The organism is Panacagrimonas sp. (assembly GCF_965216805.1).
Lineage (GTDB): Bacteria > Pseudomonadota > Gammaproteobacteria > Nevskiales > Nevskiaceae > Panacagrimonas.
In genome coordinates, this window is the sequence record NZ_CBDCGN010000001.1 from 26,299 (window position 1) to 39,652 (window position 13,354).

General features: G+C 63.8%; 12 protein-coding genes. 7 read left to right on the forward strand and 5 right to left on the reverse strand.

What is annotated here, in order from left to right:
- The first annotated feature begins 86 nt into the window (after positions 1 to 86).
- Together ACOOHP_RS00150 and ACOOHP_RS00155 are read left to right on the forward strand one after the other, a co-directional pair.
- Positions 87 to 980, forward strand: a complete 894-nt coding sequence (locus ACOOHP_RS00150) for an Hsp33 family molecular chaperone HslO (protein WP_420464442.1) — start codon at positions 87 to 89, stop codon at positions 978 to 980.
- Positions 977 to 1,441: an SET domain-containing protein gene (locus ACOOHP_RS00155; protein ID WP_420464443.1), complete on the forward strand. Its 465-nt coding sequence runs from the start codon at positions 977 to 979 to the stop codon at positions 1,439 to 1,441. Before ACOOHP_RS00150 ends, ACOOHP_RS00155 begins: the two co-directional genes overlap by 4 nt.
- Positions 1,442 to 1,491: 50 nt before the next feature.
- On the opposite strand, the gene ACOOHP_RS00160 is transcribed toward ACOOHP_RS00155, so the two are convergent.
- From ACOOHP_RS00160 to ACOOHP_RS00175, 4 genes are all read right to left on the reverse strand, one after another.
- A complete protein-coding gene (locus ACOOHP_RS00160) occupies positions 1,492 to 2,397 on the reverse strand; it encodes a metal-dependent hydrolase (protein WP_420464444.1) in 906 nt (301 codons plus the stop codon).
- A gap of 142 nt (positions 2,398 to 2,539) precedes the next feature.
- Positions 2,540 to 3,109: a peroxidase-related enzyme gene (locus ACOOHP_RS00165; RefSeq protein ID WP_420464445.1), complete on the reverse strand. Its 570-nt coding sequence runs from the start codon at positions 3,107 to 3,109 to the stop codon at positions 2,540 to 2,542.
- A complete protein-coding gene (locus ACOOHP_RS00170) occupies positions 3,106 to 3,987 on the reverse strand; it encodes a haloalkane dehalogenase (RefSeq protein WP_420464446.1) in 882 nt (293 codons plus the stop codon). Before ACOOHP_RS00170 ends, ACOOHP_RS00165 begins: the two co-directional genes overlap by 4 nt.
- A 155-nt stretch (positions 3,988 to 4,142) precedes the next feature.
- The gene (locus ACOOHP_RS00175; RefSeq protein ID WP_420464447.1) at positions 4,143 to 4,913 is read right to left on the reverse strand and encodes a GntR family transcriptional regulator; all 771 of its coding nucleotides are present in this window, start codon (positions 4,911 to 4,913) and stop codon (positions 4,143 to 4,145) included.
- 185 nt (positions 4,914 to 5,098) lie between these two features.
- On the opposite strand from ACOOHP_RS00175, the gene ACOOHP_RS00180 reads away from it, so the two are divergent.
- Positions 5,099 to 5,878: an SDR family NAD(P)-dependent oxidoreductase gene (locus ACOOHP_RS00180; protein ID WP_420464448.1), complete on the forward strand. Its 780-nt coding sequence runs from the start codon at positions 5,099 to 5,101 to the stop codon at positions 5,876 to 5,878.
- 100 nt (positions 5,879 to 5,978) lie between these two features.
- Here ACOOHP_RS00180 and ACOOHP_RS00185 read toward each other — a convergent pair whose 3' ends face one another.
- A complete protein-coding gene (locus ACOOHP_RS00185; protein WP_420464449.1) occupies positions 5,979 to 6,920 on the reverse strand; it encodes a sterol desaturase family protein in 942 nt (313 codons plus the stop codon).
- Positions 6,921 to 7,206: 286 nt separating this feature from the next.
- Between ACOOHP_RS00185 and ACOOHP_RS00190 the strand changes: the two genes are divergently transcribed.
- The 4 genes from ACOOHP_RS00190 to ACOOHP_RS00205 all read left to right on the forward strand — a co-directional run.
- The gene (locus ACOOHP_RS00190; RefSeq protein ID WP_420464450.1) at positions 7,207 to 9,333 is read left to right on the forward strand and encodes a type I secretion system permease/ATPase; all 2,127 of its coding nucleotides are present in this window, start codon (positions 7,207 to 7,209) and stop codon (positions 9,331 to 9,333) included.
- A gap of 182 nt (positions 9,334 to 9,515) precedes the next feature.
- Positions 9,516 to 10,715 carry an HlyD family type I secretion periplasmic adaptor subunit gene (locus tag ACOOHP_RS00195; protein ID WP_420464451.1) on the forward strand — a complete coding sequence of 400 codons (1,200 nt, stop codon included), beginning with the start codon at positions 9,516 to 9,518 and terminating at the stop codon, positions 10,713 to 10,715.
- A 74-nt stretch (positions 10,716 to 10,789) separates the two neighbouring features.
- A complete protein-coding gene (locus tag ACOOHP_RS00200) occupies positions 10,790 to 11,320 on the forward strand; it encodes a response regulator transcription factor (RefSeq protein WP_420464452.1) in 531 nt (176 codons plus the stop codon).
- Positions 11,321 to 11,433: 113 nt separating this feature from the next.
- A partial coding sequence (locus ACOOHP_RS00205) for a retention module-containing protein (RefSeq protein ID WP_420464453.1) occupies positions 11,434 to 13,354 on the forward strand: 1,921 nt, incomplete at its 3' end.

Here is a 13,354-nt window from a genome sequence, read left to right on the forward strand (position 1 = left end):
CGCATTTGCGGCGGGCTGTCGGAGCGTCCCGGGCCCGTGCGGTCTTCGGCGCATGCTTCGCCCGACTGGCGAACAAAGGGTCCTGGATGAACGTATTGATCCCTTTCGGCTTCGAGCATCAGGTTGCGCACGGCGCCGTCGTGCGGCTGCGCGAAGGGGTGGCCGACATGCTCGGTCACCGCGCCTATTCCGACGATTTGCGCACGCTGCTCGGCGAGGTGATGGCGGCGATGCCTCTGCTGGCGACGCATCTGCGGTTCGAAGGTCGCATCAATCTGCAGTTCCAGAGCCTGCCGGGTACGCGCACCATCCGCGAATCGTGTGCGCAACTGATGGTGGCCCAGATCGATCATCGTCTTCGCGTGCGCGCGATGGCCAAGGCGCCCGATGGCGCGCAGGGCAGTTTTCGCGAGTTGCTCGAAGGCGGCGTGCTGGCATTGATGGTGGAGCCCGCCGACAGCAAACGAGCCGCCAGCCAGGCCCTGGTGCTGATCGAGGGCGAGCGCCTGCAGGACGCGTTGCAAGCCTACTTCGCGCAGTCCGAGCAACTGCCTACGCTGATTCGCCTGGCGGTGCGCGGCGATGAACTGGCCGGGTTCATGTTGCAGCGCCTGCCGATCGAGTCCGCCCGGGGTAACGACGAGGACTGGGAGCATCTGCGCATCCTGGCTGAAACCCTGACCGCCGACGAACTGCTCGGCACGCCGGTGGATCGGCTGCTCGCCAACCTGTTCGCCGATGCGCCGGCAGTGCATCGACTGGAGACGCAGACGGTGCATGTCGGCTGCAATTGCGATCGCGCCGGCATTGCGCGCCTGCTGATCGCTCTGGGCCGCGAAGAAGTGGATTCCATCCTGGCCGAGCAACAGCAGGCCAGTGTCACCTGCGAGTTCTGCCGTCGCGACTACGTGTTCACGCCGGCGCAGGCAAGAGAGCTGTTCGCGGCCGCCGACAGCGAGCCATCCGGAACCCGCCATTGATCGTTCCGCGTTATCGAATCGAGGCTTCGCGTATCCCGCAAGCCGGGCAAGGCCTGTTTCTGGAAGAGCCGGTCGCGTGCGGCCGGGTGCTGGTGGCACCGGACAACATCCACACGGTGTGGCCGGAGGCGCGATTGCGGACCCACGCCGAAGATTCCATCGAGGTGCGTTCCAGCGTGCGCTGGTTCGAGGATCGTTTTTCGCTGACGCCGGAATGGAGCGACGAGTGCTACATCAACCATGCGTTCGCGCCGACCGCGCTGTGGCATCTGGGTTTCGTGTTTGCCCTGGCCGATCTCCCGGCGGGCTGCGAGATCACCATGGACTACCGCTACGTGATCGGTGACGGCGAGCAGATGCCGTTCCTGGATTCGCTCAGCGGGCAGCCCATCGTGGGCCTGCCGTGGACGCAGTGCCTGCGCGAGTCGGCGCTGCAACTGGCGCAGTTGCTGGCGCGTTGATGCTGCTCAACGGCGCCTGTCCTGGTACCGCGTCGCACGGTGTATCGGGCTTATACCGGCGCCGGCACGCCCATCATCTTGGCCATCTTCTCGCGATCGATCTCCAGCACATCGCCGCCCCGGCCCTGAAACCGTCGCCAGGCGATCTGGATCGGGTTTTGTTTGGTGGTGGCCATCGGATGCCGGCGCGGGTGGTAATCCTTTCGAAACACCGGCAGCGCGGCGCGCAGCAGTCGCAGCAACATCAGCACGCAGAAGCCCAGCTTGTGCGCTGCGTTGAAAGGATTGCGCAGCCAGCCTTCCTCCTTGGTCATGTGCGGATAGGTCTTGAGCGTCTGCAGCGCAATGTGGGTGAGGGCCTTGAGCACCATCCATTTGCGATACCACTCGTGCTGGCCGTAGAGCTGCCGATACACCTCGAAAGCCACTGCGCCGTGTTCGACTTCCTCCACCTGGTGCCAGACCCACATCGCCTTGATCACCGGGTCGGCGTCGGCGAACCATTTGTCGTGGTTGTCGAGGATGATCATGCCGGCCAGGAAGGTGAAGGTTTCGTAACCAGCCGTGAAGCCCACCAGGTGCTTGGTCGAATCGATCCTGGCGCGTCGCGCAAAATCCTCGCGGGCATCGCTGTCATGCTGTCCGACCTTGGGATAGCGATTCGCCAGCGCTTGATTGAAAAGAGTGAAATTCTTGGCGTGATGTGCTTCCTGGCCAATCAGGGCCGACATGTCGCGACGCAACTGCGGGTCGCCAATCTGGTCTTTCACCGTGCGCATGGTGTGGATCAGGTACCGCTCGAAGTAGGGCACGTGCAAGGCGAGCGCGTTGATGAATACCGAGAACTCGGGGCAGGTCCGGCTCCACACCACGTTGTGGTCGCCCACGCGCTGCATGTCGAACGTCAACTGGCGTACGGGAAAATCGTCCATCGGGTGCGATGTGGCTTGATCCATGTCCGTAGTCTCCTGGTCGCCCGAGGTCGCGCAGGCCAGTATCCGCGCATGGCAACGCAAAAGCACTGACGCGGTGCAGCACGGCGGGCATGACCAGACCGAGGCCTGCCTCCAAACCCAAAAAAGCCCGGAGTCCGGAGGTCTAACGTCCCAGCGCGTAGAACTCGTTGTTGGGCCGCAGGCTCATGAAATTGGCGAGGCGATTGGACAGGGCGAAGAAGGCGCTGATGGCGCCGATGTCCCAGGCGTCGTCATCGGAGAAGCCGTGGCCGTGCAGGGCCTCGAAGTCGGTCTCGTCGACCGCCGGTGCTTCGCGCGAGACCTTGACCGCGAAGTCCAGCATGGCGCGCTGGCGTGGCGTGATGTCGGCCTTGCGGTAGTTTGCGGCCAGTTGTTCGGAGATCGCGGGCGATTTGGCGCGGATGCGCAGGATGGCCCCATGCGCCACCACGCAGTACTGACATTGGTTGAGGCTGGAGGTGACCACCACGATCATCTCGCGCTCGGCCTTGGAGAGGTTGCCCGGCTTGTCCATCAGGGCGTCGTGATAGGCGAAGAAGGCGCGGAATTCGTCCGGCCGCGCCGCCAAAGCCAGGAACACGTTGGGAACGAAGCCCGATTTTTCCTGCACCGCGAGAATGCGCGCACGCACGTCCTCGGGCAGCGTGTCCAACGCAGGTACCGGGAAGCGGCTGATCGCGGGCGCGCTCATGACGGCAGCCATTGCGCGATGCCGCGACCGATCAGATCGGGCTGGTCTTCCTGCAGGTAGTGCAGGCCGTCGCCGATATCCACGGTTTGCAGGTTGGGCAGGGTCTGCTGGTAGCGCTGCGCGTCCGCCGGGGTCACCAGAATGCCGGGCGTGCCCCAGAACAGCAGCTTGGGCACCGGGTTGCCGGCCAACCAATCCATGTACGCCTGTGTGGTCGCCACCACGTCGGCCGGCTCGCCCGCGATCGGCAGATCGCGCGGGAAGCTCAGCATCGGCTTGCGTGCAGCCCTATCGATGAACGGCGCGCGGTAGTGCTGCATTTCGGCTTCGCCGAGTCCGCGCGCGACCGCACCCGGCAGCACCTGTTCGATGAACACATTCTGGTCCATCACCAGCTCCTCGCCAGCGCCGGGGGCGCGGAACGCCTGGAACAGCGGCCGGATCGGGTCCGGCCAGTCGTCCCAGCTTTTCACCGGCGAGATGAATTCCATCATGGCGATGCCGTCGACCCGTTCGGGGTGCCGGCGTGCCCAGTTCAGGCCCAGCGCCGAACCCCAGTCGTGAATCACCAGGACCACCCGCCGCAGATCCAGGGCCTCGATGAACGCGTCGATGTAACGCACATGATCTTCGAAGCGGTACGCCAGGTCCGGCTTGTCGGACTTGCCCATCCCGATCAGGTCGGGGGCGACGCAACGCGCGCCAGTGGCGGCAACATGCGGGATGATGTTGCGCCACAGGTAGCTGGAGGTGGGATTGCCGTGCAGGAACAGCACGGCGCGGCCGTCGCCGCCGGTGTCGATATAGTGCATACGAGAGCCCAGTACCTCGACAAAATTGGGCGAAAAATCGTAGCGCGAGTCGATCTGGGCGGCCATGGGGCTCTCCTTGAATGCACTAAAGTGCATTTTCGAATGGGATCGCGATAGTGCCATGCGGATTGCGGTCCTCGCATCAGGGCTAACCCTTGAGTCCCTGGCCCCGCAGGCTGGCGGCGCGTCCACCCGGTTCGGGGGCCGGACTGTGGGCCTGCTCAGCCGCCCGTGTCGGCGTCGGCGGCAAACGCCTCGTCGGGAAGCTTGCGGATCTGCATGCGACTGCGGCGGATGTGACTGACCACGATGCGGTGCGCGTCGCGGCTGTGGCCGCCGCGCATGGCGTCGTACAGCAATTTGTAATCTGCGAACTGCTGCTTGCGGTCGCTCACCGCCAGGTAGGGGTAGACCTGCATGCGCATGATCTGGGTCGGCACCACCGGGTGCAGGCGCGCCAGTTCGCGATTGCCGGCAATCTCGAAGATGGCGTCGTAGAACCCGTTGCGATCCATCGACTGCAGCACGCGGTCGCCAATCGGCCCATGCTCGCTGAGTTTGTCGTAGGCGATCTTGAGGCGCGCACGGTACTCGGGTTTTTTCCGCATCCGCACGGCCGCCAGCCGCACCGCCAGGCCCACCACGGCTTGAAGCACCTGCAGGATCTCGATGACTTCGCGGCGCGTGAGCAGACGGATGTAGGCGCCGCGATGGCGGCTCAGCGCCACGATTCCCTCGGCGGAAAGCCTTTTGAGCGCCTCGCGTACCGGACCGCGGCTGACTTTGTAGTCGCGCGTCATGTCGGCTTCGATCAGGCGCTGTCCGGGCACGAAACGGCCCAGCAGGATGCCGTGCTTGATCGAGTCCACCACCACATCGGGCGAACTGGGGCCGTGCTCGGTGCGTACCAGGGTGCGCGCAACAGCAGTCTCCGCCGACACCATCTCGGTGGAGGAATGGGGGGGGCGGCTACTGGCGGTTGCGGCCTTCATTCACCTTCGATCGATCCTGCAAGACGGTACCGCGGGCCGCGTCGGCAGCAGGCCGGACCGGGCCGGGATTTCCTTGTTGGTCGGGCAATATTGTCCTACGCTTCCGACTTCAACAATACCCGATCAATCAATTAATCGAAGCGTTCGGCCACGCGCCTGCGGACGCCGCAACCGATGGAGGAGTCATGGGTCGAGTCGACAACAAGGTGGTGCTGGTCACGGGCGCGGGAGACGGCATCGGCAGGGCCACCGCCAAGCTCTACGCCGCAGAGGGCGCCAAGGTGTTCTGCGTATCGCGCACGGCGTCCAAGCTCGAAGCGGTGGTCAAGCAGATCAAGGCGGCCAAGGGCAAGGCCGTGTTTGCCGCAGCGGACCTGTCGATTCCCGACGGCGCGCAGACCGCCTTCGATGCAGCGATGAAAGCCTTTGGTCGCATCGACATTCTCGTCAACGCCGCGGGTGTCGGCTACAGCTGGCAGGAGAAGAGCCCCGGATCGATGAACGATACCGCCACCTGCGAGCCCGAGAAATGGCGCGAGGTCATGGCCATCAATCTCGACTCCCTGTTCTACATGTGCCGGCTGGCCATTCCGCAGATGCAGAAACAGAAGGCCGGCGTCATCGTCAACCTGGCCTCCATCTACGGCATGATCGGTGTGCCCGATGCGCATGCCTACACCGCCACCAAGGGCGCCATCATCAATTACACCCGCTCGCTGGCGGTGTCCTACGTCAAGGACGGCATCCGCTCCAACTGCCTGTGCCCGGGATTTGTCGATACCGGCATGGTGGCGTCGGTCACGCCGCTGTTCAAGGATCCGACGATGGCCGATGCGATCACGCCGATGCGCCGGCCCGGCACGGCCGAAGAAATGGCCTACGCCTGCCTTTACCTGGGCTCCGACGAATCGGCTTACTGCAACGGCACCATCCTGGTGGCCGACGGCGGGACCACGGCGCGTTGAAGATCAACCGGTTTGATTTTTTGCCACGGATGCACACGGACCAGCACGGATAAAACCGAACGGCATTGCCGATCCGGCTGAATTTTCGCCGGGGCAGCGTCTAGCCGCGCGTATCCGTGACATCCGTGGCAAACGCCCTCCCGTTTTCCGGCAAGGCTGAGCCCGGCCGCTCCCACTGCGGCGGCATGAACAGGTGCTTCAGACGCTGGCCCACTGGGCCGCGCCGCAACACATCGCGCCACATGTCGATGAACTCGTGGAAGTTCAGCACCAGAAAATTGTGGCTGTGCGGCTGGCGCGTGGCGATGCCGTATTCGACTTTTTCCTGTTCCGCCTCGTAAGTGCCGAACCAGCGGTCGAACAGGATCAGCACGCCGCCGTAGTTCCTGTCGATGTATTGCGGATTGCGGCCGTGGTGGACGCGGTGGTTGGACGGCGTGTCGAACACGTACTCGAACCAGCGCGGCAGCTTGCCCACGCTCTCGGTGTGGACGAAGTACTGGTAGGCCAGATCGACCGCATAGAGAAAGAACACCACCGCCGGCGGCACGCCAAGGAAAATCAACGGGCAGAAGAACAGCCACCAGCCGGTGATCGAATACAGCAGACTCTGGCGCATCGCGGTGGTGAAGTTCATGCGCTCACTGGAGTGATGCACCACATGCGCGCTCCAGAACCAGCGCACCCGATGGCTGCTGCGATGAAACCAGTAGTAGCAGAACTCCACGCCGATGAAGATCGGGATGATCGTCCAGGCGTTGATCGGCACATCGAACAAGCGATGCTGGTACACCCAAGCGGTGGCCACGCCGGTGATCAGAATGTGCGCGCCGATTTCGAACACCTGGTAGCTGCCGCCTAGCGACAGGTTGGCCAGAATGTCACGCCATTCGAACTGCGCACGCTGACCGCGCCCGCGCATCACCTGCCACTCGACCAGAAAGGCGATCACGAAGATCGGCGACATCCCGATCAGCAGCACCTGCTTCCAGTCCACGTCCGGGCCCATCAGTTCCACCAGCGTCGTGGTCAGCGCATCCATCGGTCCGGCTCCTGCGATTCGATAGGGCGATCTTGATCCTGTGACGGTCGCGTCGCTTGACCGCCGCGTCTTAATTTTTGACATTTATCGCCATGTGGACGCCGACACTTCCACTGGGTTTGTTCCAGTGTGCCGTCCGACGGCTCTGCGACGAAGCGCGAATGTCCAGCGACCAAAGTGCGGGCGATCTGCGCGGTTTCGCCAAAATGTTGGGATACCATGCCGGCCAGGGGAGCTGCCATCGGCAGCGCGTCACCGCTAACCAAAGAAGTGCCTCGGATACGTTGTGAACAAAGAAGAGGCCTCAGACGCCTTGCTCGACTGCTTGCTGATGATTTCGCTGGGCCACGGCCGTCCGCTGAGCCGGGAGCTTGCCGTCGCTGGATTGCCCTTGGTCGAGGGGCGACTCACGCCGACGCTGCTGCCGCGAGCGGCGAAGCGGGCCGGGCTGTCGGTGAAGTTTGTCCGTTCGGGCGAGGTTGAGCTTGGAGCCGGCGTACTCCCGGCGATTGCACTGCTCAAGGACGACAAGTCGATCGTTTTGCTGGCGATTGACCGCGAACAAGGCGCGGTCCGCTTTCGCGACCCGGGCGCCGGCGGCGGCGAACAAGAAATGTCCCTGGCGGACCTTGAAGCGACCAGCACCGGCGGCTTGATCCTGTTGCGGCCTGACTTTCGCTACGACGCTCGCGCGCCGGAAGTGGGCAGGCAAAAGCATCGGCACTGGTTCTGGGGCGTGATGCGTGACAACTGGCCGCTCTATCGGGACGCTCTACGCGCGGCTGCTTTGATCAATTTGTTCGGTCTGGCCCTGCCCTTGTTTGTCATGAACGTGTACGACCGCGTCGTGCCCAATCATGCGGAGGAGACGCTGTGGGTATTGGCCATCGGCGTCGCAATCGTTTTGATCGGCGATCTGGTGCTGCGCACCATTCGCGGCCACTTTCTGGATCTGGCTGGCAACCGCGTGGACGTCCGGCTGTCGGCCTACATCATGGAGCGCGTGCTTGGGTTGCGCATGCGCGAGCGGCCGGTTTCAGCGGGATCTTTTGCGGCGAATCTGCGGGCTTTTGAACTGGTCCGTGATTTCATCACCTCCGCAACCGTTGCAGCGCTGATCGATCTGCCATTCACCCTCATATTCCTGTTGGTGATGATGTGGATCGCCTGGCCGTTGGTGCTGCCGCCGCTGGTGGGCATCGTCATCGTGGCGATATACGCCTGGACCATGCAGGCGCCGCTGAGAGCCCTGAGCGAAACCACGTATCGAGCGGGTTCGCTGCGCAACGCCACGTTGGTGGAGAGCCTGGTCGGGCTGGAGACGGTGAAGTCCATCGGTGCCGAGGGCGTCATGCAGCGCAAGTGGGAGGAGAGTGCCACCTACCTGGCGCGAATTTCCACGAGGTTACGGCTGCTGTCGATGACCACATTGACCGGCGCGCAGTTCGTGCAGCAACTGGTTTACGTGAGCATCGTGGTGCTCGGGGTGTACCTGATCATCGATCAGCAATTGTCGATGGGCGGGCTGATCGCGGCCACCTTCCTGTCCGGGCGCATCATGGGCCCACTTGGACAGGCCGCCGGACTGATGATGCAGTATCACAACGCACGCACCGCGTTGGACTCGCTCGATCAGATCATGAATCGAGATATCGAGCGGCCGGATAATTCGGGCTTTGTAAGCCGGCCCGCAATTAGCGGGTCTATCGCCTTCAAGGACGTCTCGTTCACCTACCCCGGGCAGGAGCAAGCCGCGCTACGCGGCGTCAGCTTCAACATCGCTGCGGGAGAGAGGGTGGGCATCCTCGGCCGGGTTGGTTCCGGAAAGACCACTCTGCACAAGCTCATTCTGGGTCTGTATCAGCCCGATCAGGGCGCGGTGCAAGTCGACGGAATCGACCTTCGCCAACTCGATCCGTCTGAACTGCGCCGCAGCATCGGGTATGCGTCTCAGGACGTCACGCTGTTCTACGGGACGCTGCGGGAAAATCTGCGAATGCGGATGCCGCTGGCGGACGATCAGGCCCTGGTGCGCGCGATTGAAGTTGCCGCCTTGACGGATTTCGTGAACGGACATCCTCGCGGATTCGACATGCTGGTGGGAGAGCGCGGCGAAACCCTTTCAGGCGGCCAGCGGCAAGGCATTGGGCTGGCCCGCGCCGTGCTGGGCGAGCCGCCGATCCTGTTGCTGGACGAGCCGACTGGCTCCATGGACCACAGCACGGAGGAAGCGGTCAGGCAGCGCCTGGGGAAATTTGTGCCCGGGCGTACGGTGGTCATCGTGACCCACCGCACGGCGCTGCTCGAACTGGTGGACCGGCTGATCGTGATCGACTCCGGACGCATCGTCGCCGATGGGCCCAAGGACCGGGTGGTCGCCGCGCTGCGCAGCGGGCAGATCGAAAAGGCTTAGGCATGACCCAACCCACCGACAAAGAGACCAAGCAACCCGGCTGGATCGAGCGGCGACTGCGCGAATGGGTGCCGCTGCCGCCGGACGCCAATGCGGGCTGGGGTGCAGACGCGGACTGGGCGCGCTTGCAGCAGGAACCCCTGCGCGCACGCGCCTTGATTCGGTGGACCGGATTGACGCTGGTGGTGCTGGTCATCTGGGCTGCGTTGGCCAAGATTGATGAAGTAACCAAAGGAGAGGGGCGGGTCATCCCCTCCACACAACTGCAGATCGTGCAGTCCGTGGATGGCGGCGTGGTGGGGCAGATTCTGGTCCGCGCCGGACAGCAGGTGGCCAAGGGCGAACTGCTGCTCAGTATCGACCCCACCCGTTTCGAGTCCGCGCTGCGCGACAACCGCTCGCAGTACCTCGCCCTCAGGATCAGGGCGGCACGCCTGGAGGCACTGACGGCAGATACCCCCTTCGTGCCGCCGATTGAGGAGGCCGCCGAGGCCCCGGAGATCGTTGCTCGTGAAATGGCCTTGCACGAGTCCAGTCGTGATGAAGTGCAGGCGGGAATTGCCATCGCACTTCAACAAGTCGAACAGCGTCGCCGCGAGATCGAGGGCGCCACCGGCAAGCTTGAACAAGCCACCCGCGGCTTGAGCCTGGCGACTCGGGAACTGGAGGTCACCAAGCCGCTGGTTGCCAGCGGTGCCGTTTCGGAAGTCGAAGTGCTGCGCCTGGAGCGCGAGGTCTCGGCTCTGACCGGCGAACGCAATCTGGCCAGTACCCAGATCCAGGTTTCGCGCTCGGCCCTGGCCGAATCGCTACGCAAGGTGGAGGAATACACCCTGAGCGCGCGCAACCGGTGGCGTGCCGAATTATCGGAAACCATGGCCAAACTCAATAGTTTGCTTGAATCCAGCGACACCCTGACGGATCGGGTCAACAAGGCGGAGGTCCGCTCGCCGGTGCGTGGAACGGTCAAGCGGCTGCTGGTCAATACGCTGGGCGGTGCCGTACAGCCGGGGCAGGACCTCGTTGAAATTGTGCCGTTGGATGATGTCTTGCTGCTGGAGACGCGTATTTCGCCGCGGGATATCGCGTTCCTCTCGCCCGGACAAGCGGCCATGGTCAAGTTCACCGCCTATGACTTCGCCATCTACGGCGGCCTGGAGGGCGAGGTCGACCAGATCGGGGCCGACACCGTGATCGACGAGAAAGATCGCGCCTACTACGTCGTTCGGGTGCGTACGCACCGATCAACGCTTGGCGATGACCTGCCCATCATTCCCGGCATGGTGGCGGAGGTGGACATCATCACCGGCGAAAAGACGGTTCTGGCCTATCTGCTCAAGCCCGTCCTGCGGGCGCAATCCAACGCGCTGAGGGAGCGATGAGCGCGCATGTCGTGCTGGGCCCTGACGCTGCTTGGGGTCGATCCTGGTCAGAGGTCTTCGGCGATGTCGCGGTCGTGGCCGATCCGGAGCATGCGGCGCGCCAAGCAGAGCAAACAGCGGTCGTGTGGGTGGACGCCACCCGGCTGGACTGGATTGCGTCGCTCAAGGCGCGGCGCGCCGACCTGGTATTGGTGGCGCTGTCGCTGAATCCCGCGCCCGAAGAGGGTATTGCCGCATTCGAGCTGGGTGTTCGCGGTTACTGCCACGCGCTGGCCTCGGCACCGATGTTGAACCAGGTCGCGCTGGTGGTAACCCATGGCGGCCTGTGGCTGGGCGCGGAGCTGATGGCGCGCACTGCCGCCGCCATCGCGCGCGTGACCGTCGCAATGCCCGGGAACCCAGCGGTGCTGGACAGCCTGACGCCCAGAGAGCGGGACGTCGCACTGCAGGTGGCCGAGGGCGCGTCGAACAAGGAAATCGCGCGGCGCCTGAACATCACCCCGCGGACCGTCAAGGCGCATATGGGTGCGATCTTCGACAAGCTGGACGTGCGTGACCGCCTGCAACTGGTCCTGCTGCTCCGCCGCCCCGCCAGCGGCGAATAGCCTATCCCCTGAGCTGCATACTGGACCTCGGTCCAATGGTCGGACCTTGCCGGCCGCAGTAATTTGAGCGCACGTATCAGACGCACCATCCGGTTGCGCACGTGGAGACTCAAATGGCTGGCGACATCATTGGCAAGGTTCAGACGATTCAGGGCTTGGTTCAGGTGCGCTCGGCGGATGGTGGCATCCGCGACCTGATGGTCGGGGATCATGTGCGCGAAGGCGATACGGCGCTGCCCTCGGGCAATGGAAAGGTGACGCTGCTGCTCGCCGACGGTGGCCAGCTTGCATTGAGCCCCGGCCAGACCGTCGCCATGACGGCTGAACTTTCCAGTACCGAATATCCGGGGCCGGACGAAGGGCAGATTTCAAGCGTTGACCAGATCACCCAGGCCATCTTCGGTGACGGTGACTTGAACACTGTGCTGGAGCCGACCGCCGCTGGCCCTGCGAGCGCGGGTGCGGAAGAAGGACACACCTTCGTCCGACTGCTGCGGGTGGTCGAAAACATCGATCCGCAAACGCTGGACACCACGGCCGGCGTCACTACCTCGCCGCCCGCTTTCGAGGGCTTCACCCCGTCTTCGTTGACCGAAGACACTGGCGATACCGAAACGCCGCCCCCTCCGCCCCCGCCACCGCAGAACGTTCCGCCCGTCGCCGTGGCCGACGCCGCCGTGACCAATCAGGATCAGGCGGTGGTCATTGCCGTGCTGGGCAACGATTCCGATAGCGACAGCGATCCTCTGACCATCACCGGCGTGAGCCAGGGCAGCAACGGCACCGTCACCATCAACGGCGATGGCACGGTTACCTATACGCCCAACGCCGGGGCGAATGGTGACGACAGTTTCACCTACACCATCAGTGATGGGCAGGGCGGCACCGCCACTGCCACCGTGAACGTCACGGTCAACGAAGTGGTCGTGCCCCCGCCGGTCAACAATCCGCCGGATGCGGTAGACGACAGTGCCGTAACCGACGAAGGCGAGCCCGTCACCATCGCCGTGCTGGGTAATGACACAGATCCTGATGGCAATCCCTTGACGCTCACCGGTGTCACCCAGGGCAGCAATGGAGTTGTCACCATTAACCCTGATGGCACGGTCACTTACACCCCCAACCCGGGGACCAGCGGCAACGACAGCTTCACCTACACCATCAGCGACGGACAGGGCGGAACCGATACCGCCACGGTGACCGTGACGGTCAATGAGGTCATCGACCCGCCTCCGCCCCCGCCGGATAACACCGCGCCGGACGCGGTCAACGACAGCGTCACCATCGCCACCAATGCGCCCGTCATCATCCAGGTGCTCGGCAACGACTCTGATCCTGAAAACGATCCGCTCACCGTTACCGGCGTCACCCAGGGCAGCAACGGCACCGTCACCATCAACCCGAACGGCACCGTCACCTACACCCCCAACCCGGGCCCGGTGCAGGAAGACAGCTTCACCTACACCATCAGTGATGGTCAGGGCGGAACCGATACCGCCACCGTCACCATCAACGTCGATGAGCCGCCGCCGCCCGTCAACACGCGGCCCGATGCGGTCAACGACACGGTGCAGACCAACGAGGACACCGCAGTCATCGTGCCCGTATTGGGCAACGACACCGATCCCGAGAACGACCCGCTCACCGTCACTGCCGTTTCCCAGGGCAGCAACGGAACGGTGGTGCTCAATCCCAACGGCACCGTCACCTACACCCCCAATCCCAACTTCAACGGAACGGACAGCTTCCAGTACGCCATCAGCGACGGTAACGGCGGCACCGACACCGCCACCGTTACTGTCACCGTGCTGCCGGTCAACGATCCGCCCAATGCGGTGGACGACCTTGCGCGCACCAATCCCGGTCAGCCTGTGACCGTGACCGTGCTGGACAACGACACCGACGTCGACGGTGACACCCTCACCGTCACCGGCGTCGGCCCCGCGACCGACGGTACGGTCGTGCTCAATCCCAACGGCACCATTACCTACACCCCCAATCCGGGCACCAGCGGCGTCGACACCTTCAGCTACA

What these genes read in the sequence shown, in the direction of transcription:
- ACOOHP_RS00180 (WP_420464448.1), top strand. Translation starts at nt 5,099, where the DNA reads ATGGGTCGAGTCGACAACAAGGTGGTGCTGGTCACGGGCGCGGGAGAC.
- ACOOHP_RS00185 (WP_420464449.1), bottom strand. Translation starts at nt 6,920, where the DNA reads ATGGATGCGCTGACCACGACGCTGGTGGAACTGATGGGCCCGGACGTG.
- ACOOHP_RS00165 (WP_420464445.1), bottom strand. Translation starts at nt 3,109, where the DNA reads ATGAGCGCGCCCGCGATCAGCCGCTTCCCGGTACCTGCGTTGGACACG.
- ACOOHP_RS00160 (WP_420464444.1), bottom strand. Translation starts at nt 2,397, where the DNA reads ATGGATCAAGCCACATCGCACCCGATGGACGATTTTCCCGTACGCCAG.
- ACOOHP_RS00175 (WP_420464447.1), bottom strand. Translation starts at nt 4,913, where the DNA reads ATGAAGGCCGCAACCGCCAGTAGCCGCCCCCCCCATTCCTCCACCGAG.
- ACOOHP_RS00150 (WP_420464442.1), top strand. Translation starts at nt 87, where the DNA reads ATGAACGTATTGATCCCTTTCGGCTTCGAGCATCAGGTTGCGCACGGC.
- ACOOHP_RS00170 (WP_420464446.1), bottom strand. Translation starts at nt 3,987, where the DNA reads ATGGCCGCCCAGATCGACTCGCGCTACGATTTTTCGCCCAATTTTGTC.